Genomic DNA, 20,838 nt, shown 5'->3' with positions numbered 1-20,838 from the left:
AAAGGCCCACCATGCCACCGCATTTCCTCGACGGCGAGCCCCACACCCACGTCGACCGGCCCAAGCGGGTGCGCCACCCCGGCGAGCCGCTGCGCATCGGCGTCGGCGGCCCCGTCGGGTCCGGAAAGACCGCGCTGGTGGCTGCCCTGTGCCGGCAGTTGCGCGATGACCTGTCGCTGGCCGTGCTGACCAACGACATCTACACCACCGAGGACGCCGACTTCCTGCGCAGGCATGCGGTGCTGCCCGACGAGCGGATCGCCGCGGTCCAGACCGGGGGATGTCCGCATACCGCGATCCGAGACGACATCACCGCCAACCTCGATGCCATCGACGACCTGATCGAGGCGAACCCCGCACTGGACCTGATCCTCGTCGAATCCGGTGGTGACAACCTCACCGCGACGTTCTCGTCGGGCCTGGTGGACGTTCAGATCTTCGTCGTCGACGTGGCCGGCGGAGACAAGGTGCCCCGCAAAGGTGGGCCCGGCGTGACGTACTCGGACCTGCTGGTGGTCAACAAGACCGATCTGGCGCCGTTGGTGGGTGCCGATCTGGACGTGATGCGACGCGACGCGGCCAAGGTCCGCGCAGACAGACCGACGGCGCTCATCTCACTGACCGAGGATCCGTCGGCGGGTCCGGTGCTGGCCTGGGTGCGTGAGCAGTTGAAGGTCGCGCAGGCGCCGTCGGCGTGATGCATCCGAACGTGGTTGTCGTGGCCTCGCCGGGACGGTTGCCGCGGATCGAGGCGCGCGGCGGGCTGGCGGGACGCTGCACCGAACCCGATACGTTGCATCTGATCTCCACGGCGGCCACGCCGCTCGGCGGCGACACGCTCACGGTGCGCGTGGTGGTGGAAGCCGGTGCCCGGCTGCGTATCCGCACCGCGGCCGCGACGATGGTGCTGCCCGGCGGCCACACGTTGCGGTCGGTAGCGCAGTGGGAGATCGAGGTGGCCGGCCAGTTGGACCTCGATCCGCAGCCGACTGTCGTGGCCGGCGGCTCGGTGCATCACACCACGACACGACTGCGACTCGCCGAGTCCGCGCAGGTGCGGATACGGGAGCGGGTCCAGATCGGCAGGTCCGGTGAGCAGGAAGGGTTCTGGTCGTCAGCGCTGTACGCCGACGTCGAATCGACGCCGCTGTTGCGTCATCGCATCGAACTCGGCTGCGGGGCCGTGGGCGACGATGTGCTGGCCGCACCTCGGGCCTGCATCAGCGAATTGCGTTATCCCGCAGCTTCATTCGAGGCGCACGGGACTGTGCTGGAGCTGGCCCGCGGCGGCAGCCTGGCCACCTGGCAGGGGGACCGGCTGCCGCCTCAGACAGCAGAAGGCACAGAGGCCTAGGACGCGGCTTTCTCGGTTTCCTGCACGGAAGCCGCGATTTCCTCGAGTTCTTCGATTCTGGTGCGGGCGTAGGCCTGCTGCTCGGTGATGGTGAGCTGCCCCCGCTTGGTGCTCAGGAACGTCACACCCCAGGACAGCACCGTCACCAGCCGGCTCTTGAACCCGACGATGTACACCAGGTGCAGCACCAACCAGCACACCCAGGCGAAGAACCCGGAGAACTCGATCGGGCCGACCTTGGCGACCGCAGAGAACCGCGACACCGTGGCCATCGAGCCCTTGTCGAAGTACTCGAACGGGGCTCGGATCTTCGGGCTGGTGCCGGCGACCTCGCGCTTGATCAGCTTGGCCGCGTAGCGGCCGCCCTGGATCGCGCCCTGGGCGACGCCCGGCACCCCGTCCACAGCGGCCATGTCGCCGACCACGAACACGTTGGGATGACCGGGGATCGTCAGGTCGGGATCCACCTTTACCCGGCCCGCCCGGTCCAGTTCGACCCCGGACTGCTCGGCCAGATCCTTACCCAGCGGGCTGGCCGAGACGCCTGCCGACCACACCTTGCAGGCCGATTCGATGCGTCGCAGCGTGCCGTCGGAGTCCTTGACCGTCAGGCCGTTGCGGTCGACGTCGGTCACCATGGCGCCGAGCTGAACCTCGACCCCCATCTTCTCCAGCCGGGCCTGGGCCCGTTTGCCCAGCTTTTCGCCCATCGGCGGCAGCACCGCGGGCGCGGCGTCGAGCAGGATCACCCGGGCCTCGGTGGGATCGATGTGGCGGAAGCTGCCACGCAGGGTCTGGTCGGCCAACTCGGCGATCTGCCCGGCCATTTCGACACCTGTCGGACCGGCGCCCACCACGGTGAAGGTCAGGAGCTTGGCCCGGCGCACCGGGTCGCTGGAACGCTCGGCCTGTTCGAACGCGCCGAGGATGCGGCCACGGAGTTCCAGCGCATCGTCGATCGACTTCATACCGGGAGCGAACTCGGCGAAATGGTCGTTGCCGAAGTAGGACTGCCCGGCGCCCGCGGCGATGATGAGGCTGTCGTACGGAGTGGAGTAGGTGTGTCCGAGCAGCACCGAATCCACCGTCTGGCTTTCCAGATCGATGTGGGTGACGTCGCCCAGCAGCACCTGGGCGTTCTTCTGCTTGCGCAGGATCACGCGGGTGGCCGGGGCGATCTCGCCCTCGGAGATGATGCCGGTGGCCACCTGGTACAGCAACGGCTGGAACAGGTGGTGGGTGGTGCGGGCGATCAGCTTGACGTCGACGTCAGCACGTTTGAGGGTCTTGGCGGCGGTCAGACCGCCGAAACCCGATCCGATGATGACTACCTTATGCCGATCCGATGCCGTAGCTCCGGGATGGCTCATTGCTGCTCCTCGCGGACGTGTTTGCCACTCGATACAACCGATAGGTTAGTCGGCGCGATTCCCCGCAGCGCGGTGAGATGGGCAACCGCACCGAACGTTTACCCCGAAATCAGTGTTTCAAGACTTCAGCTACCCCGAAATCAGTGGTTTCAAGACTTCGGCCACGGCAGTGATACCGCCCGGCACGTATCCGCCCATGGTCACCGGGCTGAGGATGACGCCGTCGACCCCGGTGTCGAAGAGCTTGGTCTTGAGCTGCTCGGCGATCTGCTCGGCGCTACCGAACACGGCGCGCTGCTGGAAGTCGGGCGGGATGGCGTCGGCGGTGAACTGCTCGCCGATCAGGGCGATCACCAGCATGCTGGTTTCCAACGTCGCCGGGTCACGGTCGATCTGCTCGCACTGCTGTCGGATGACGTCGAGCTTGCGGGGCAGTTCGTCGAAGTTGGCGATGATGTTGAGATGGTCGAAATGCCGCGCGGCCAGCGGGATCGTCTTCTTCTCTCCGCTGCCGCCGATCATCAGCGGAATGTGATCGCGGAAGCGGGGATTGGCCATCGCCTCGACCGTGCGATAGTACTTGCCGCTGAACGTCGGGCGCTCGCCGGCGAGCATCGGAAGGATGATCTGCAGCGCCTCGCCGAGCTTGTTGAAGCGGTCGGTGAAGGTTCCGAACTCGTAGCCGAGGCTGTCGTGCTCGAGCTCGAACCATCCGGTGCCGATGCCCAGAATCGCTCGGCCCGCGCTGACCACGTCGAGCGTGGTGATGGCCTTGGCCAGCAGCGTGGGGTTGCGGTAGGTGTTGCCGGTGACCAGGGTGCCCAGCTGCACATTTTGCGTCGCGGTGGCCAGCGCACCCAGTGCGGTGTAGGCCTCCAGCATCGGCTGGTCGGGGGTGCCGAGGCCGGGCAACTGATAGAAGTGGTCCATCACGAAGACGGAGTCGAAGCCCGCGGCCTCGGCTTCCTGCGCCTGGGCGATGACGGTGGGGAACAGTTCGGCGACACCGGTGCCGTAGGAGAAATTGGGTATCTGGAGTCCGAGTCGGATCGTCACTCCATCTACCGTAACCCTCTAGCCCAGAGTGGCCAATGCTCCGCGGCTGACGTGCATCGTCTGCCCGGTGATGTGGCGAGCCGCCGGGGTGCTCAAAAATACTGCGAGACGGGCGAATTCGTCGGCGACGGACGGCGGCGTGCTGCCCAGGCCGTCGTAGCCGGGCTCGGCCGACAGGCCGGGGGCGATGGCGTTGACGGTGATTCCGCGGGTGCCGAAGTATGTGGCCTGACCGGCGGTCCAATCGCCGATGGCCGCCTTGACGGCAGCTTCTGCGCTGCCCTCACGCGGGCTTGTGGGCACGACGTTGATGATGGAACCGCCCGAGCGCAGGTGATCGCCGACGATCTGCACGGTCAGCACCGCGGAGACCACGTTGGCATCCAGCGCATTGCGCCACGCGGTGGCCAGATCGGTCAGCGTGAACGTGCGGGGGTCCTTGGCCTCGAACAACGGGGCCGGGACGTTCACAAGGGTGTCGAGGTGATGGGGAAACAGCGCGCGGGCGCTCTCGAGGCTGGCGGGATCGGTGTTGTCGAACACGATCGACGCGACGTCGAGCTGTTTGGCGGCCAATTCCAGATCTTCGCGGCGGGCGCCGGCGATGACCACGTTGTGGCCTGCGTCGAGAAAACCTGCCGCGATCGCGCGGCCCAGTTCAGTGTCGCCGCCGGTGACCAGCACCTCCGCCATGATGTACCTCCATGTACCCGGGGATCGCCGCGCCGGACGGGGGCGACCATCGGCCAATGTTACTGGACAGTAGCTAGGAGACGAAACCCGGCGCGCCCGTGCCGGCTCACCTAAGGTTGCGCGGATGACCCGACCCAGCGCTCTCATCTGCGTCGACGTCGTCACCGGGGCTACATCGTGACGAATCCGCCACGGCTTCCGCGCTGGATCTATCTCCCTGCCGCGGCGGGCGCGATATTCGTCGTGCTACCGATGGTTGCGATGGTGGCGAAGGTGAACTGGCCGCAGTTCGGGTCGCTGGTCACCAGCACGTCGTCCACCGCGGCGTTGAAACTCAGTCTGGAGACCTCGCTGGCGAGCACTGTGTTGTGCGTGCTGTTCGGTGTCCCGCTCGCGCTGGTGCTGGCCCGCGCCGAAGGGCTCGTCGCCCGGATCGTGCGGCCGCTGATCCTGCTGCCGCTGGTGCTTCCGCCGGTGGTCGGCGGCATCGCGCTGCTGTACGCCTTCGGCCGGCTCGGGCTGGTCGGCCGGTATCTGGAGGGCGCCGGGGTGCAGATCGCCTTCACCACGGTGGCGGTCGTGCTGGCGCAGACGTTCGTATCGTTGCCGTTCCTGGTCATCTCGCTGGAAGGGGCGGCCCGCACCGCCGGCGCCGATTTCGAGGTCGTGGCGGCGACGCTGGGTGCGTCGCCGGCGACGGTGTGGTGGCGGGTGACCCTCCCGCTGTTGGGACCCGGCCTGATCTCGGGAGCCGTGCTGGCCTTCGCGCGCTCCCTCGGCGAGTTCGGCGCCACGCTCACGTTCGCGGGGTCGCGCCAGGGCGTCACCCGCACCCTTCCGCTGGAGATCTACCTGCAGCGCGAGAGTGACGCCGACGCCGCTGTGGCGTTGTCGGTGCTGTTGGTGGTGGTGGCTGCGGTGGTGGTCATCGGTCTCGGCAGTCGACGGCTGCGGGCCGGGGGATGGGCATGACGCTGCATGTGCGCGCTGTCGTCGAGAACCGCGGCCTGGACCTGGAGTTCGGTGTGGCGGCCGGAGAGGTGCTCGCGGTACTGGGCCCCAACGGCGCGGGCAAGTCGACCACCCTGCATTCGATCGCCGGATTGGTCGGCCTGGACGCCGGGCGCATCCAGGTGGGTGATCGGGTGCTCACCGACGCGGCAGCGGGTGTGCAGGTGCCGACCCATGCCCGCCGGGTCGGCCTGCTGTTGCAGGACTCCCTGCTATTTCCGCATCTGAGTGTGCTGGCCAATGTGGCATTCGGTGCCCGCAGCGGGCGCCGGCTCGGGCGACGCGCCGCGCATGAGACCGCGCACCGGTGGTTGGCCGAGGTCGACGCCACGGATCTGGCCCACCGGCGGCCGCGCCAGTTGTCGGGTGGCCAGGCTCAGCGCGTCGCGCTGGCCCGGGCGTTGGCCGCCGATCCCGAGGTGCTGTTGCTCGACGAACCGCTGGCGGGTTTGGACGTGGCCGTGGCCGCGTCGATGCGCAGGGTGTTGCGGCGGGTGCTGACGACGGGCGGCAGGTGTGCGGTGCTGATCACCCATGACTTGCTCGACGTACTCACGCTGGCCGATCGGGTGATTGTGGTGGAGAGCGGGCGGATCATTGAAAGTGGTTCTGCTGCAGAGGTGTTGGCGACGCCCAAGAGTCATTTCGGGGCGCGGTTCGCCGGGGTGAACCTGATCGGCGGCACGGCTGCCGGCGACGGCGTGGTGGTCACCGCATGGGAAGCGAATTGGCAGGGCACGCCGGCGGTCGAGGTCCGGCCCGGGGCGCCGGTGGTAGCGGTGTTCTCGCCGGCGTCGGTCTCGGTGTACCGGGACGAGCCACATGGCAGTCCGCGCAACACCGTCGCGGTGACGGTCGCGGAGCTGGACAGCCGGGGGCCCGGCATCCGGGTGCGGGCCGATGAACAGCCCGACGGTGCACCGGGCCTGGCCGCTGACATCACCGCCGAATCGGCCGCCGAGCTGCGACTGACCCCTGGGGACACGGTGTACTTCTCGGTGAAGGCGCAGGAGGTTGCTGTCCACCCTGCGGGCGCCGGAAGTAACTGACCTGCGCGGCGTAACGCATGTGCGCGCACGTCCGAATCACGTTGTGAGGGTCGCGGCACCGCGGGTGTCGAAGGTGGGTTGCCAGGTCCGGCGTGGCGCCCGACACACCCACGCTTCAGCAACTTGTCACCCTGCTGCCTAGCTGGGCATATCTCATCTGTCGCAATCGCACTTTTTGGCACTCTAAGAGCAACTCACACTTGCGTCACGGCCGTAACACGGTAGTTTCTTCCCCATGGACGAGTCGGATGCGATGTCACATCGGCGCAGAGGTCTGTCGAAGAAGCTGGCGCTGGTTGCGATGACCGGCGCGACCGCCGCGGCCGTTGCGCTGCCGGCGGTGGCGTATGCGGATCCCGAGCCGGCGCCCCCGGTGCCGGCGCCCGCCCCGGCAGTGCCCGGTGCCCCGGCCGCACCTGCTCCCGCTCCCGCTCCCGCTCCCGCTCCCGCTCCCGCTCCCGGGGCCCCGGCCGCGGCGGCGCCTGTCGATCCCAATGCACCCGCTCCGGCTCCCGCGCCGGCTCCGGCTCCCGTTGACCCGAACGCGCCGGCCCCGGCACCTGCTGACCCGAACTCCCCGGCCGCGGCACCTGCTGCTCCCGCGCCGGAGCCCGGCCGCATCGACAACGCCGCAGGCGGGTTCAGCTACGTCGTCCCCGGAGGCTGGAAGGTGTCCGACGCGACCCAGTTGTCCTATGGGCAGGCGTTGTTGACCAAGATCCCGCCGGAGGGCACGCCTGAACCGCCGAACGACACCAGTGTGCTGCTCGGGCGCCTCGACCTGAAGTTGTTCGCAGGCGCCGAGTCTGACAACGCCAAGGCTGCCGTCCGCCTGGCCTCCGACATGGGTGAGTTCTTCATGCCGTTCCCCGGGACCCGGGTGAATCAGGAGACCGTGCCGCTCGACGCCAACGGGCTCAGCGGCGTCGCCTCGTACTACGAGGTGAAGTTCACCGATACCAACAAGCCCAACGGCCAGATCTGGGCCGGTGTGGTCGGCGCGCCGCCCGCCCCGGGAACCCCGCGCGGGCAACGCGCACCGGAACGCTGGTTCGTGGTCTGGCTGGGGTCGGCCAGCCATCCGGTGGACAAGGCTGCCGCCGCGACGCTGGCCAACTCGATCCGGCCGTGGACGCCGCCGGCGCCACCCGCAGGCGATCCCAATGCGGCACCGCCGCCGGCCGACCCGAACGCGCCGCCTGCCCGTCCGGGTGTCGGGGTGCCGGTGCCGGTCACCAACGCTCCGCCGGAGATGCAGCCCCCGGCCTGATATCCGTTCATTGCTCACGCCGGCCCTGTTCAGGGTCGGCGTGAGACATTTCTAAGCCACGTGATTTTTCGTCTGCACACACAGGTGTGACCTGTCTGTGCCGTGGGAAACCCATAGGTGAACGTTGATCGTTCCCAAACAGCCAACCGAATCGTTACGTTCGGGAGGTACACCTTGGGTGAGGCTCAGCGAGCCCGCTGAGCATGGCCAGTGACAGGCAGGAGACCTGCAATGGACGTAATGGCGGCTACCGAAATCCTGGCGCGTTCCTCCACACTGACGAGTGTCGGCTGGATCGGCTACATCATCATCGGCGCGATCGCCGGGTGGATCGCCGGCAAGATCGTCGAGGGCGGCGGCCAGGGCATTCTGATGAACATCGTCATCGGTGTGATCGGCGCGCTCATCGGCGGGTTCCTACTCAGCTTTTTCCTCAACACTGCCGGCGGCGGGTGGTGGTTCACCCTGTTCACCGCGATCCTCGGATCGGTGATCCTGCTCTGGCTTGTCGGATTGGTACGTAAGCGCAGCTGACCGGAGCGGCTGATGCCGACCGGAACCGCTGGGACCATGACGGCCTGGCAGGTCGTCAGCCCGGGTCCGGTGAGTTCGCATCCGCTGCAACGGGTTAACGTGTCCACCCCGCGACCGGGGCCTGACGAGCTGCTCGTCGCGGTCCTGGCCTGCGGGGTGTGTCGTACGGATCTGCATGTGGCGGAAGGTGATTTGGCCGTGCACCGGCCGCGGGTGATACCCGGGCACGAAGTTGTCGGTGAGGTGATCGCGGTCGGCCCCGAGGCCGGCGGCGGGTTCGCGCCGGGTGATCGCGTCGGCGTGGCCTGGCTGCGCCACACGTGTGGGCGGTGTGCCTACTGTGTGCGTGGTCGGGAGAATCTCTGTCCGTCCTCGCGGTACACGGGCTGGGATGCTGACGGCGGCTATGCCGAATTCACCACCGTCCCGGCTGCATTCGCGCTCCGGCTGCCGACCGGTTACTCCGATGTCGAGCTGGCGCCGTTGTTGTGCGCTGGGATCATCGGCTATCGGTCGCTGTTGCGCACCGACCTACCGCAGGGTGGGCGGCTGGGTATCTACGGCTTCGGCGGTAGTGCGCACCTGACCGCTCAGGTGGCGTTGGCGCAGGGGGCCCGCGTGCATGTGATGACCCGTGGCGAGCGCTCCCGCGAACTCGCGCTGGCACTGGGTGCGTCGTCGGTGCAGGGCAGCGCCGACATGCCGCCTGAGCCATTGGATGCCGCGATCCTGTTCGCTCCCGTGGGGGATCTGGTGCTGCCCGCTCTGGCGGCACTGGACCGTGGGGGCGTGCTGGCGATCGCGGGCATCCACCTCAGCGACATCCCGACCTTGAACTATCAACGGCACCTGTTCCAGGAACGCGAGATCCGCTCGGTCACCGCCAACACCCGTGCCGACGCCCGAGAATTCCTGACGTTCGCCGGTGGCCACCGGATGGCGGTCAGCACTCCCGTGTACGGCCTGGACCGTGCGGACGAGGCGCTGGCCGATCTGAGCGCCGGCCATGTCGCGGGTGCTGCGGTGCTGCGGGTGTAGTTCAGAGCGCGGCTAGCGCAGCGCCCAATCTGCCGTTCAGGTCACCGTGGCCGAACGCGTACATCGGTCCGAGTCCGTCATTGATCACCCGGCTGAGCCGGGCCATGCCGCGCGCGTCCACCGGCGCAGGTGAGTGCAGCCGCAGGGTGATCGCGTCGATCATCATCTCCGCTGCGGCAATGTTCTTCCGGTGTAACGGGATTCGCGACGACCACAAGATGGTGTCGTTGGCGGCATCACGCACGCAGCGGCGCAGTACGCGGGCGATCGCCTCGCGCTCGGAGGCCGACGTCAGCCGGGCCGCGCGCGCGGCGATCGCGCTGCCCGGGGTGATCGGCGCGCCGACGGCAAGCATGGCGTCGAGGCGACCCGACCGGATGCGTGCGGTCAGGCGGGCGCGGATCGAGGCGCGGCAGGGGATGGGTACACGGCGGACTGAGGTCGCGGGTGTCGCAGAAATTCGGTTGTCGTTCACGGCGATACCTCGTATTTTTCCGTATGCCCAGTCCGGAGATCGTGACTATCTATTACCGTACGCTGGTCATGAATGACTAGTCAAACCAATTTAGTGGTCACGGCGGTACGCTGGAGCGATGACGACGACGTGGGCCGGTGACTCCGAGACCAAACCCGCGCCCGGACCGCTGGCCCGGATTCAGGCCCTGGTCAACACGATCGAGTTACCTGCCGGAATCGACCGCCTCGCAGATCCCGACGACGCGGCGCCCTGGCTGGCGGCCAACGGGTTGCTCGCCGTAGGGGCAAGCCCGACCGCAGCCGAACTGGACCTGGTGCGCCGGGTGCGCGAAGCACTGCGCGCGCTGCTGATTCACAACACCGGCGGTGCACCGCCGGATGCCGGTCAGCTCGCCGTGCTGCAGGCGCTCACCGACGCGTCCACCGCAAAGGTCGACGTGAACCCCGACGGGCAGGTGCGGTTGTCAGCCGCAGGAGAGGGCGTGGGCGAGCGCCTGCTGGAGCTGCTGCTGGTGATGCGCGACGCGCAGCAGGACGGTACGTGGGCACGGCTCAAGGCGTGTGCGAACGATGAATGCACGTGGGCGTTCTACGACCGGTCCCGCAACCATGGCGGTACCTGGTGCGTGATGTCCGAGTGTGGGAACAAGCTGAAGAACCGTGAGTTCCGGGCGCGTCGCCGTGCCGGAGGCGCGAATTAGGTCCCGTGCCGGAGGCGCGAATTAGGTCGACAGATGCCAGACCAGGGCGGCCGCCAGTGCACCCACCCCGTTGAGTGACCAGTGCAGGGCGATCGGGGCGATCAGGCTGCCGCTGCGCCGCCGCAGCCAGGTGAACACGAAACCGGCGATGCCGGTGGCCACCACGGCCAGCACCACACCGGCGAGCATGCCGAACACGCCGCCACCGAACAGTCGCGTGAAGCCGACGTTCTCACTCGTCAGCCCGAGCGAACTGGCGATGTGCCACAGGCCGAACAACAGCGAACCACCGGCTGCGACGCCGCGAAAACCCCAGGCCCGGTTCAGGGCTCCGTGCAGCACACCGCGAAACGCCAACTCCTCGGGGATCACGGTCTGCAGCGGGATGATCACCATCGACGCGAGCAGCGCACCCGAGACGGTCGCGTAGTTGTCGTTCATGAACATCGGCCGGGTCCACGGCAGCGCCGCGCCGATCGCGATCACCGAGACCACGAGTGCGACGGCACCCAGGGCGTACCCGGCGCCGGAGCGCCAGTGTTCGCGGCCCAGCCCCAGCTCTGCCCAGCCCAGGCCGCGGGCCCGCACCAGGACCAGCAGGCCCACCGCGGCCGCCGGGACGGTGGCGATGCTGGCCCACGGGGTGGTGAAGTGCGCGATGAGGTTGGTCAGCGTGAGGATGACGACGACGATGCCGATGTCGGCGTAGATCCGGAAATGGTGCAATGCCGAGAGCTGGGCCACCAGCGGATGGGGATGCGCGGCCACGGCGCTCTGATCAGACATAACTTGCCAATCGTACCGGTGCGGCGCAATTACCCAGGTCACACCGCATTCCACGTCCACTGGGAGATCGCCGGATCGTCCTCGCCGTGTTCCCGGGTGTAGCGCCGGGCGGCGAGTCGCGCGTCGACCATTTCCTGACGGAGCCCCGCGGCGCTGACCGCGAGCCCCTCGACTCGGTCGATCACATCCATGACCAAGTGGAACCGGTCGAGGTCGTTGAGCATCACCATGTCGAACGGCGTCGTTGTCGTGCCCCGCTCCTTGAACCCCCGCACGTGTAGCTGGGCGTGGTTGGTGTGCCGGTAGGCCAGCCGGTGAATCAGCCAGGGGTAGCCGTGATAGGCGAAGATGATGGGCTTGTCCGTGGTGAAGATCGAGTCGAACTCGCGCTCGGACAGCCCGTGCGGATGCTCGGACTCGGGTTGCAAGCGCATGATGTCGACGACGTTGACCACCCGGACTCTCACCTCGGGGAGTCGACGGCGCAGGATGTCGGCGGCGGCCAGCGTCTCCAGCGTCGGGATGTCCCCGGCGCAGGCGAGCACCACGTCGGGTTCCCCGGTCGTATTGCCGGCCCACTCCCAGATCCCGAGCCCGCGGGTGCAGTGCGCGACCGCCTCGTCCATCGTCAGGTATGTCAGGGCCGGTTGCTTTCCGGCCACGATGACGTTCACGTACTGGCGGCTGCGCAGGCAGTGGTCCGCGACCGACAGCAGGGTGTTGGCGTCCGGCGGCAGGTAGACGCGCACCACCTCGGGACGCTTGTTGGCGACGTGGTCGATGAAGCCCGGATCCTGATGCGAGGCACCGTTGTGGTCCTGGCGCCAGACATGGGAGGTCAGCAGATAGTTCAGCGACGCGATCGGCTGGCGCCAGGTCAGATGCGAGCTACTGAACAACCACTTGGCGTGCTGGTTGAGCATGGAGTCGACGATGTGGACGAAGGCTTCGTAGCAGTTGAACAACCCGTGGCGTCCGGTCAGCAGATATCCCTCCAGCCAGCCCTGGCACAGATGCTCAGAGAGCACTTCCATCACCCGGCCATCGGGGGCCAGGTTCTCGTCGACGGGCAGGATCTCGCCCTCCCAGGCCTTGTCGGTCGTCTCGAACACCGCGGCCAGACGGTTCGAGGCGGTTTCGTCCGGACCCATCAGCCGGAAGCGGTCCGGATTGTCGGCGATCACATCACGCAGGAACGTGCCGAGCACCCGGGTGGCTTCGGCCATCCCGGTGCCCGGGCTCTCGACGGTGACCGCGTAGTCGGTGAAGTCGGGCAGGTCGAGGTCACGCAACAGCAGTCCGCCGTTGGCATGCGGGTTGGCGCTCATCCGCCGGGTGCCCGAGGGCGCCAGGGCCCGCAGATCGGGCCGCAGCGCCCCGTCTGCGTCGAACAACTCCTCGGGCCGGTAGCTGCGCAGCCACGTCTCCAGCTGCGCCATGTGCGACGGGTTGGTCCGGGTCTCGGAAAGCGGCACCTGGTGTGCGCGCCAGGTGCCCTCGACCAGTTTCCCGTCCACCTCGTGGGGGCCGGTCCAGCCCTTGGGAGTGCGCAGGATGATCATCGGCCACAGCGGACGGCCCGGCTCGTCGTCGAGGCGGGCCGCGCGCTGGATCGCCGCGATCTCGTCGAACGCTTCGTCCATGGCCGCGGCCAGCTCCTGGTGCACAATGGCCGGGTCGTCCCCGGCCACGGTGATGGGGCGATAGCCGTAGCCGTAGAACAGCGATTCGAGTTCCTCGGCCGGAATGCGGGACAGCACTGTGGGATTGGCGATCTTGTAGCCGTTGAGGTGCAGGATCGGCAGCACCGCACCGTCGACGACGGGGTTGAGGAACTTGTTCGAATGCCAGCTGGCGGCCAGCGGGCCGGTCTCGGCCTCACCGTCGCCGACGACGCAGGCCACCACGAGGTCCGGATTGTCGAACGCGGCGCCGTAGGCGTGCACCAGTGCGTACCCGAGTTCGCCGCCCTCGTGGATGGAGCCGGGTGTCTCGGCGGCCACGTGGCTGGGAATCCCGCCGGGAAACGAGAACTGGCGGAACAGTTTCCGCAGGCCATCGGTGTCCTGCCCGATACCGGTGTAGACCTCGCTGTAGGTGCCTTCGAGATAAGCGTTGGCCACCAGGCCCGGACCACCATGACCGGGCCCGGTCACGTAGATGACGTTCGCGTCGCGCTCACGGATGATCCGGTTGAGGTGCGCGTACAGCAGGTTCAAACCCGGAGTGGTGCCCCAGTGGCCCAGCAGCCGCGGTTTGACGTGCTCCGCGGCCAGCCGCTCGTGGAGCAACGGGTTGTCCAGAAGATAGATCTGGCCGACGGACAAATAGTTGGCCGCCCGCCAGTAGGCGTTGAGCTGCTCGAGTTCTGTGTCGGTCAGTGCCGGTGAGAGGGTCGCGTCGCTCATGTTCTCCATAGTGGCGGGTGTCGGTGAATGGCGCCCACGATCCGGGTACCTGATTTCGTACGGGTCAACCAACGCCGCGCGAAATACCCCGCCGCACCCGGCCCGATGTGCTATTCACAGCCTGAGAACTCACGCAGATCGGAGCCCATCATGGATCGCGTTCCCGCGCCGGGCGAGCCCGCCCAGTTGTTCATTGACGGTGCGTTCCGTACTGCCGAGCGGGCCGAGCCGGTGATCGAGGCCGGCACCGGCGAACCCCTCGGATCAGGCTGTGCAGCAAATGAATCCGAGGTCGACCGGGCGGTCGCTGCGGCCCGCGCCGCATTGCCCGGCTGGCGGGAGGTTCCGCTGGCCGAGCGTGCCGCGGTACTGATCCGGTTCGCCGACGCGCTGCAGTCCCGGGCGAACAGAACCAGGGAACTGTGCAGCCGGGAGAACGGGATGCCGCTCGCCCTGTCGCGCGGGGCAAACGGCGCATTTCCCGCGGCGCTGCTGCGCTACTACGCCGCGCTGATCGTGGAGACCGGCGTCGAGGAGACCCGGCCGAGCATGATCGGCCACACAATCGTGCGGCGTGAACCGGTCGGCGTGGTCGCGGCGGTCATCCCGTGGAACTACCCGCAGGCGCTGGCCGCGATGAAGTTTGCGCCCGCACTGGCCGCGGGCTGCACCGTGGTACTCAAAGCGGCACCGGAAACAGCCCTGGACGCACTGGTTTTCGGGGACGCGGCGACCGAGGCCGGACTGCCGCCGGGGGTGTTGAACGTGCTGGCCGGTGGACCCGATGCCGGGGCGCATCTGGTGTCGCATCCCGGGATCGACAAGGTCGCCTTCACCGGGTCGACGGCGGCCGGGCGCAAGATCGCCGAGGTGTGCGGGCGGCTGATGCGTCCGGTCACCCTGGAGCTCGGCGGGAAGTCGGCGGCGATCGTGCTCGACGATGCCGACCTGGGCGCGACGATCCGCGGGCTACGCAGCGCGTCGTTCGTCAACAACGGTCAAACCTGTCATCTCAATTCGCGCGTGCTGGCCCCCCGTTCGCGATATGACGAGGTGGTCGAGGCGGTGGCGGCTCTGGCCGACGGGTTGCAGGTGGGTGATCCGTTGGACCCGGCGACCGAGGTCGGGCCGCTGGTCAGCGCCCGGCAGCGACGGCGGGTGCTGGACTACATCGAGGTGGGACTGGGTGAGGGAGCCAAGCTGGTGGCGGGCGGGTCGGTTCCCGCCGATCAACCGCGCGGCTGGTTCGTCTCGCCGACCGTGTTCGCCGAGGTGGACAACTCGGCGCGGATCGCGCAGGAGGAGATCTTCGGGCCGGTGCTGACGGTCATCCCGTACGACGGCGACGACGATGCGGTGGCCATCGCCAACGACAGCGAGTTCGGTCTCGGCGGCAGCGTGTGGTCCACGGACGTGGAGCGGGCCACGAACATCGCCAGGGCGGTACACACCGGCACCATCGGGATCAACGACTATCAACTGGACATGGGCGCGCCGTTCGGCGGCGTGAAATCCAGTGGCATGGGGCGCGAATTGGGGCCCGAGGGTTTGGCCGCCTACCAGATCCTCAAGTCCATCTACCGCGTCGGCTAGGTTCGTGGGCATGACCCTGCCCAGGACTCTCGACCCGCGAACCCCGGTACTGGTGGGCTACGGCCAGGTCAACCAGCGGGAGGAGAAGCCGGACGTCGAGCCGGTCGATCTCATGGTGGAGGCGGCCCGGGCCGCCGCCGACCCGCGGGTTCTGGAAGCGGTCGACTCGGTACGGATCGTCAATCTACTGTCCTGGCACTACCGCGATCCGGGTTTGCTGTTGGCCCAGCGCATCCGGGCTGACAAGGCCGCCACGCGCTACACCGGGGTGGGCGGAAACGTACCGCAGACACTGGTGAACGAAGCCTGCCTGGATCTGCGGGGCGGCCGGGCCGAGGTGGTGCTGATCGCCGGCGCCGAGACGTGGCGTACCCGCAGTCGGCTGCGCGCGGCCGGGGCCAAACCGGACTGGACGCGCCAAGACGAATCCGTGCCGGAGGCCCCGGGTGCGCATGAAGGTGTGCCGATGGCCGGTGAGGCCGAGATCCGGATCAAGCTGGACCGCCCGGCCTACGTGTACCCGATGTTCGAGCAGGCGCTGCGGATCGCGGCCGGCGAGACCAGTGAGGAGCACCGCAGGCGGATCGGCGAGTTGTGGTCACAGTTCAGTGCCGTGGCGGCGGGCAATCCGCATGCCTGGAGCCGGGAAGCCGTGCCCGCCGAGCAGATCTGGCAGCCGGGCCCGGACAACCGGATGATCAGCTGGCCCTACACGAAGCTGATGAACTCCAACAACATGGTGGACCAGGGCGCGGTGCTGATCCTGACCACAGTCGAGAAGGCGACCTATCTTCAGATCCCCACCGACCGTTGGGTTTTCCCGTATGCCGGGACGGATTCGCACGACACCTATGCGATCGGCGAGCGGGCCGAGCTCTACCGGTCGCCAGCGATCCGGATCGCCGGTAGCCGGGTTCTGGAACTGGCCGGTGTGGGAGTTGACGAGGTCGACTTCGTCGACGTGTACTCCTGCTTCCCGTCGGCGGTGCAGGTGGCGGCGGCCGAAATCGGTCTGCCTCTGGCCGATCCGTCGCGGCCATTGACGGTGACCGGCGGGCTGACGTTCGCGGGCGGGCCGTGGAACAACTACGTGTCCCATTCGATCGCCACCATGGCCGAGCGGCTCGTGGCCAATCCCGGGACCCGGGGGCTGATCACCGCCAACGGCGGTTACCTCACCAAGCACAGTTTCGGTGTATACGGCACCGAGCCACCGACTCATGAATTCCGTTGGCAGGACGTGCAATCCGAGGTGGACGCCGAGCCCACACGTCAGCTGCAGGTGGAATTCGCGGGCACCGGCACCGTGGAATCCTGGACCACGCCGGTCGGTCGCGACGGCACCGCGGAGCGGGCATTCCTGGCGGTGCGCACCCCGGAGGACGGTCGCACACTGGCCCGGATCGTCGACGAGTCACAGGCCGCGGCGACCATGTCCGAGGACATCGCCGGCGCGAAGGTGCAGGTTCACGCCGACGGCAGCGCGACCCTCCTATGAGCCTCGGATCGGGTCAACGGCTCAGCGCGTCGCCGGCTCTCGCTGCGCCAGCGCGAGGACCTCGTCGGTCGTCGGCGGGCTGGGCGGATGGTTGGACAGGCACCACGGCGTCTGGATCTTGTGAAAGGCGTTGCCTTCCAACGCCACATAGAACTGGCCCGACCGCAGCTTGCTGATGTCGGGTACGTGGCCGCCCTTCACCCGGGCCATCTCCCGGGCCACGGCGATCTGCGCGGGGGAGTTCAGCAGACCGTAGAACTGCGTGGTGGCATTGCCCGGGATGTGGTTGTGCAGACCGCGTGGAGACTGCGTGGCGAACACCAGTCCCAGCCCGTACTTTCGCGCCTGCGAGGACAGCGCCAGGGTGCTGTGTGTGGAGGCAGTCGTGTGACTGGAAGGCGCGAAGTTCTGCGCCTCGTCCATCACCAGCAGCCCACCCAGCGGCCGGTCGCCGGCCGGGTTGCGCTTGATCCAGGCGAACAGGGCCATCTGCAGCTGGTTGACGAACCCTTCGCGCTGTTGATCGCTGGTCAGACCGACCATGCTGATCACCGACACCCGGGCCCGGTAGCCCGGTGACGGTGTCAACAGCACGCCGGGGTCGGCGGCAGTCCCGGAGCCACCGAACAGCGGATCGTTGACGGTCGCGGCCCGAAGATTCTGGGCCAGTTCGGTGGCCAGTTTGTGCGCCCCGCTCAGTGCGCTGACCTCTGGGGGCAGATTGCCGAGCAGGTCGATGAATCCGCCCAGGGACACCGAGGGGCTCGCACCGTAGAACCGCAGCGCCTCGCGCAGCACCGCGCGAGACCGCTCGGCCTTGGCGGTGTTGCCGGCGATCAGGGCGCGGGGTTCGAGTGCGGCGACGGCGGATTCGACGGCGTCGGAGAACTCATCGGCGTCATCGATGACACTGGCGAAGTCGGGGAGTGGCTGGAAGGACAGCGGGCGGCCGGTCGACCGGCCCGGCGTCCACACCACGACCTCGGCGTTGTCGAAGTACGCGTCGGCGCGTTCGTCGTCGGCCGGGTTCCATCCCGGGGGATTGTCGGGCCAACGGGCTCCCAGCCGGGACAGGTCGTTGTTGGGGTCCAACACGATCGACGACACGCCGCGCAGCGCGCACTCCTCGACCAGGCGTCGGATCAGCACGGTCTTGCCCGATCCGGAGCCGGCGAAGATCGCGGTGTGCTTACGCAGCGCGGCCAGGTCCACCGATACCGGGCGCCCGCCGGGACTGTCCAGGCCCAGGGTGACGGCGATGGGCGAATGCTCGATCGACGGCGCGGGCGGCTGTACCCGTATCGGCCCGGTCGCGAGCTCGGCCTCCACATCGATCTGGGCCGGTGGCGGCGGATCACCCGCGATGTCCCCGAGTGCGGATCGCAGCCAGCCGATCCCGTGGGCGGGGCGGCGCCGGCGCAGCCACTCGGGCAGGTCGGGGTGATTGTCGTCGATCAGATCGCGGAGCGCCGTCATGGTGCGTACGTCGTCCTCGCTCATCGGCAACACTCGGCCGCCGGCCGCCTCGAACTCGGCGATCACCACCGCGGTTTTCGCGCCCTTCGGCCACGCGGTGTTGCGGAGCAGGAACAGCCGACGCCGGTCAGGGTTGAAACCCGTTGCTTCCCAGGCTTTCCGAATCCTGTTTTGTACCGCGACGGCATTGCCGGACGAGATCGCGCGAAATGCCCAGTGCCGCTCGTCGTCGGTGGCGGCGTCGAGCGTCTGGCGCAGCCGCCCGTGCAGCACCACCCGTTGGCCCGGCAGCGGATCGGGGCGAAACGCCTGCCCGGCCTCGCCGAGTTCGGTGATCCACGCATCCAATGCCGCCGACAACAGGCCGGGCATCGTGGTGTCCTCGCCGTCGGGGTCGAGCGCGGCGACGGTCACCGCGCGGCGCCGGTAGTCGGCGAAGCGACGGTCCAACTCGCCGGTGTCGCCGGCGGCGGCGCCCGTAGCGCGTTCGTGTGGTTCGGCCACCTCGCCGGTGAGTTGGGACAGCTCTTCGATCGTGTCGCGGTCCAGGCAGCGGCGGACATGGGTGTCGGCCCGCTTGAGCAGTTGTCGCGGCGTGTATTGGGTGGCGTCGTCGAACGCCGAGGGCAGGATCGGCCAGCTCGGGTACGGCGCGGTGAATCCGATGGACGCGTAACTCGCGGTGAACCGCCGTTCCAGGATGGCTCGGCCGACCTCCGGCGTCGGCAGGCCCTGCAGCAGCGCGGTGGTCCGGAACCGGTCCTGCACGGTGGCGGTGGCCCGGTCCTGGATCGCCTCCCAGGCTGCGGGCAGGCAGGCCACCACACCCACCGTGCGCCGCATGGTTTGGCGGATGGACATCAGCCCGTGCGCGATGTGCTCGAGGTCGCGGTTGCCCGCGGAGCGGGCAGTTCCACCATCGCCCGGGGAGTGGGCAGTTCCACCATCGCCCGCGGAGCGGGCAGTTCCACCGGGGTCGGCGCCGGACACGGCGCCCGCGGTGTCGGTGCGCTCGGTGGATTGGGCCAGCAGCGTGTCGATCTGGTCGAGGGCCAGCACCGACGGCCCGGCCAGGGCGATCAGGCGCGAGATGTCGCGCACCGATTCCTGCGGGGTGAGCACCGGCGCGGGCAGGCCCCACGATTCCTTCTCGCCGCTGCCGGTCAGGAAGGCCTCGCCGATGTCCTGCAGCTCGAGGTCGCCGGCACCCAGCAGCACCAGGGCGCGCAGGGTGTGGTGCGCGCGCTTGACGGTGTGGCGATGGACCTTGTGCAGGGAGTTGACGAAGTCGGTGAGGATCTCGGGGGTCAGGTCGTCGTCGCCGATCACGGCCCGGCGATTGGCGCGGGAGATGTGGGCCACCGAGGACAGTTCCCACAGCAGGTCTTTGAGTTGGGTTTCGCGCTCGCTGCCCGGCCGGCCCAGGCTTTCCAGGATGCCCGCGCGGGCGGACTGCCAGAAGCTGGCCGCATCGAGCAACTCGACGAGAAAGAAGAAACCGCCGCCGGTTTGCACCTGTTCGCGCACCTGACCGAGCAGGTGGGTCTTGCCGGACCCGGCCGGGCCCCGTACCACCACGCCCAGCGGGCTGGAGTCGATCTCCCGTTCGGCATCGCCGAACGCGGCCATCACATCGCCCATCGGCCGGTCGTGCAGCCCGCGCACGTGCAGCGCGCCCTGCGAATGCCACAGATCGTCGGCGGTCGGCGCCCAGGTCAGGCGAAGCGCGCTGAGCGCTTCGCGGTGCTGTAACTCCATCAGGACTCGATCGCGATCAGGTGCTTGTCCTGGTTGCCTATCTCCACCGCGGCTTCGCGGTCGGCGGGGGTGAGCACCTTCTGGTTCTCCTCGGGGATCAGGCTGACGCCGGGTTGCTGATAGAGGCTGATCAGCGCGGCGTCGACGGTGGGTCGGGGCAGCCCGGGCACGGCCTGGCGCAGGCGCAGCAGACTCACCCAGCCTCCGGGCCGGGCGGTCAGCCCGGCATAGGCGGTGCGCAGCTGGATTTCGGGACCGGCTTCGGGAGCCGGCGCGGCCGCCTGGACGGGCGCCTCGGCGGGCAGGAATACGTCGGAGGGAACGAGGTCGGCGTGTTCGAAATAGCGGTGCAGCGCACCCAGCAGCGTGTACAGGGCCTTGCCCTGCCCGGTGGACCGGGGCGGCGCGCCGGCGCTGAACAGGGATCGGCACAGCGCCCACCCCGTGTCGGTCAGTTCGTGGACGAGGGGGCGGGTCCCGGTCGACTCGATCAGGCCCAACCGGTTGAGCCGGTCGCGCTTCGGTTTGTCGAGTTTGGGCCCGAGCCGCTCCAGTTCAGCGTTGGGCACCGGGCGGGACTCGGCCATCAGTACCAGCAGGACTGCCTGCTCGGTGCCGGACAGCTCGTCGGGCGCGACATTCACCGGATGCTCACCTTCCTGCCGTCATGGTTTGGGCACGCGGGCGGGGCGATACCGGCACGTGTCTCATGCACGTTAGCGCGTACCCCTGACCGCAGGAGAATGTTGTTGCGCTGCACGGATTT

The 20,838-nt window shown here is 68.3% G+C and carries 18 protein-coding genes; 10 read left to right on the top strand and 8 right to left on the bottom strand.

Going from position 1 to position 20,838, the window contains the following annotated elements; translation table 11 throughout:
* The first annotated feature begins 11 nt into the window (after nt 1-11).
* On the top strand, nt 12-698 hold the full coding sequence (ureG, locus tag ACZYZ7_RS06550) for an urease accessory protein UreG (protein WP_135455094.1): 687 nt from the start codon (nt 12-14) through the stop codon (nt 696-698).
* Nucleotides 698-1,354 (top strand): urease accessory protein UreD, encoded by a 657-nt coding sequence (locus tag ACZYZ7_RS06545; protein ID WP_450071671.1) that lies wholly within the window; start codon nt 698-700, stop codon nt 1,352-1,354. The genes ureG and ACZYZ7_RS06545 overlap by 1 nt, the downstream gene beginning before the upstream one ends.
* Here the strand turns inward: ACZYZ7_RS06545 and ACZYZ7_RS06540 are convergent.
* From ACZYZ7_RS06540 to ACZYZ7_RS06530, 3 genes are all read right to left on the bottom strand, one after another.
* Complete coding sequence (locus ACZYZ7_RS06540; RefSeq protein ID WP_450071670.1) at nt 1,351-2,724, bottom strand: NAD(P)/FAD-dependent oxidoreductase; 1,374 nt, start codon at nt 2,722-2,724, stop codon at nt 1,351-1,353. The two genes, ACZYZ7_RS06545 and ACZYZ7_RS06540, sit on opposite strands and share 4 nt — an antisense overlap.
* A 129-nt stretch (nt 2,725-2,853) precedes the next feature.
* Nucleotides 2,854-3,780: an LLM class F420-dependent oxidoreductase gene (locus ACZYZ7_RS06535; protein WP_135455087.1), complete on the bottom strand. Its 927-nt coding sequence runs from the start codon at nt 3,778-3,780 to the stop codon at nt 2,854-2,856.
* Between the two features lie 18 nt (nt 3,781-3,798).
* A complete protein-coding gene (locus ACZYZ7_RS06530; RefSeq protein ID WP_450071669.1) occupies nt 3,799-4,473 on the bottom strand; it encodes an SDR family oxidoreductase in 675 nt (224 codons plus the stop codon).
* Between the two features lie 177 nt (nt 4,474-4,650).
* Between ACZYZ7_RS06530 and ACZYZ7_RS06525 the strand changes: the two genes are divergently transcribed.
* The 5 genes from ACZYZ7_RS06525 (at nt 4,651) to ACZYZ7_RS06505 (ending at nt 9,375) form a co-directional block, all read left to right on the top strand.
* Nucleotides 4,651-5,445 carry an ABC transporter permease gene (locus tag ACZYZ7_RS06525; RefSeq protein WP_450071668.1) on the top strand — a complete coding sequence of 265 codons (795 nt, stop codon included), beginning with the start codon at nt 4,651-4,653 and terminating at the stop codon, nt 5,443-5,445.
* Nucleotides 5,436-6,533, top strand: coding sequence for a sulfate/molybdate ABC transporter ATP-binding protein (locus tag ACZYZ7_RS06520; protein ID WP_450071667.1), 1,098 nt, complete (start codon nt 5,436-5,438; stop codon nt 6,531-6,533). The genes ACZYZ7_RS06525 and ACZYZ7_RS06520 overlap by 10 nt, the downstream gene beginning before the upstream one ends.
* A gap of 235 nt (nt 6,534-6,768) precedes the next feature.
* Nucleotides 6,769-7,803: an APA family fibronectin-binding glycoprotein gene (locus tag ACZYZ7_RS06515; RefSeq protein ID WP_463740505.1), complete on the top strand. Its 1,035-nt coding sequence runs from the start codon at nt 6,769-6,771 to the stop codon at nt 7,801-7,803.
* 231 nt (nt 7,804-8,034) lie between these two features.
* Nucleotides 8,035-8,337: a GlsB/YeaQ/YmgE family stress response membrane protein gene (locus ACZYZ7_RS06510; RefSeq protein WP_135455078.1), complete on the top strand. Its 303-nt coding sequence runs from the start codon at nt 8,035-8,037 to the stop codon at nt 8,335-8,337.
* 9 nt (nt 8,338-8,346) lie between these two features.
* A complete protein-coding gene (locus ACZYZ7_RS06505; protein ID WP_450071754.1) occupies nt 8,347-9,375 on the top strand; it encodes a zinc-binding alcohol dehydrogenase family protein in 1,029 nt (342 codons plus the stop codon).
* A gap of 1 nt (nt 9,376) precedes the next feature.
* Here the strand turns inward: ACZYZ7_RS06505 and ACZYZ7_RS06500 are convergent, their stop codons facing one another.
* Complete coding sequence (locus ACZYZ7_RS06500; RefSeq protein ID WP_450071665.1) at nt 9,377-9,850, bottom strand: hypothetical protein; 474 nt, start codon at nt 9,848-9,850, stop codon at nt 9,377-9,379.
* 118 nt (nt 9,851-9,968) lie between these two features.
* On the opposite strand from ACZYZ7_RS06500, the gene ACZYZ7_RS06495 reads away from it, so the two are divergent.
* Nucleotides 9,969-10,553 carry a CGNR zinc finger domain-containing protein gene (locus ACZYZ7_RS06495; RefSeq protein WP_450071664.1) on the top strand — a complete coding sequence of 195 codons (585 nt, stop codon included), beginning with the start codon at nt 9,969-9,971 and terminating at the stop codon, nt 10,551-10,553.
* Between the two features lie 21 nt (nt 10,554-10,574).
* On the opposite strand, the gene ACZYZ7_RS06490 is transcribed toward ACZYZ7_RS06495, so the two are convergent.
* Both ACZYZ7_RS06490 and ACZYZ7_RS06485 read right to left on the bottom strand, forming a co-directional pair.
* On the bottom strand, nt 10,575-11,339 hold the full coding sequence (locus ACZYZ7_RS06490) for a CPBP family intramembrane glutamic endopeptidase (protein WP_135455072.1): 765 nt from the start codon (nt 11,337-11,339) through the stop codon (nt 10,575-10,577).
* Between the two features lie 38 nt (nt 11,340-11,377).
* Nucleotides 11,378-13,747, bottom strand: coding sequence for a phosphoketolase family protein (locus tag ACZYZ7_RS06485; protein ID WP_450071663.1), 2,370 nt, complete (start codon nt 13,745-13,747; stop codon nt 11,378-11,380).
* A gap of 150 nt (nt 13,748-13,897) precedes the next feature.
* Here ACZYZ7_RS06485 and ACZYZ7_RS06480 point away from each other — a divergent pair, with 150 nt between their 5' ends.
* Both ACZYZ7_RS06480 and ACZYZ7_RS06475 read left to right on the top strand, forming a co-directional pair.
* Entirely contained in the window at nt 13,898-15,340 is a 1,443-nt protein-coding gene (locus ACZYZ7_RS06480; protein WP_450071662.1) for an aldehyde dehydrogenase, read from the top strand.
* A 10-nt stretch (nt 15,341-15,350) separates the two neighbouring features.
* Nucleotides 15,351-16,838: an acetyl-CoA acetyltransferase gene (locus tag ACZYZ7_RS06475; protein ID WP_450071661.1), complete on the top strand. Its 1,488-nt coding sequence runs from the start codon at nt 15,351-15,353 to the stop codon at nt 16,836-16,838.
* Nucleotides 16,839-16,859: 21 nt separating this feature from the next.
* On the opposite strand, the gene ACZYZ7_RS06470 is transcribed toward ACZYZ7_RS06475, so the two are convergent.
* Complete coding sequence (locus ACZYZ7_RS06470; RefSeq protein ID WP_463740504.1) at nt 16,860-20,072, bottom strand: helicase HerA domain-containing protein; 3,213 nt, start codon at nt 20,070-20,072, stop codon at nt 16,860-16,862.
* Nucleotides 20,072-20,716, bottom strand: a complete 645-nt coding sequence (locus ACZYZ7_RS06465) for a hypothetical protein (protein ID WP_463740503.1) — start codon at nt 20,714-20,716, stop codon at nt 20,072-20,074. Before ACZYZ7_RS06465 ends, ACZYZ7_RS06470 begins: the two co-directional genes overlap by 1 nt.
* Nucleotides 20,717-20,838 lie beyond the last annotated feature (122 nt).

The sequence above is a fragment of the Mycobacterium sp. IDUB_17 genome (assembly GCF_055419465.1).
The sequence above is the reverse complement of the archived record's forward strand: the minus strand, read 5'-3'. Positions and strand labels throughout refer to the sequence as shown.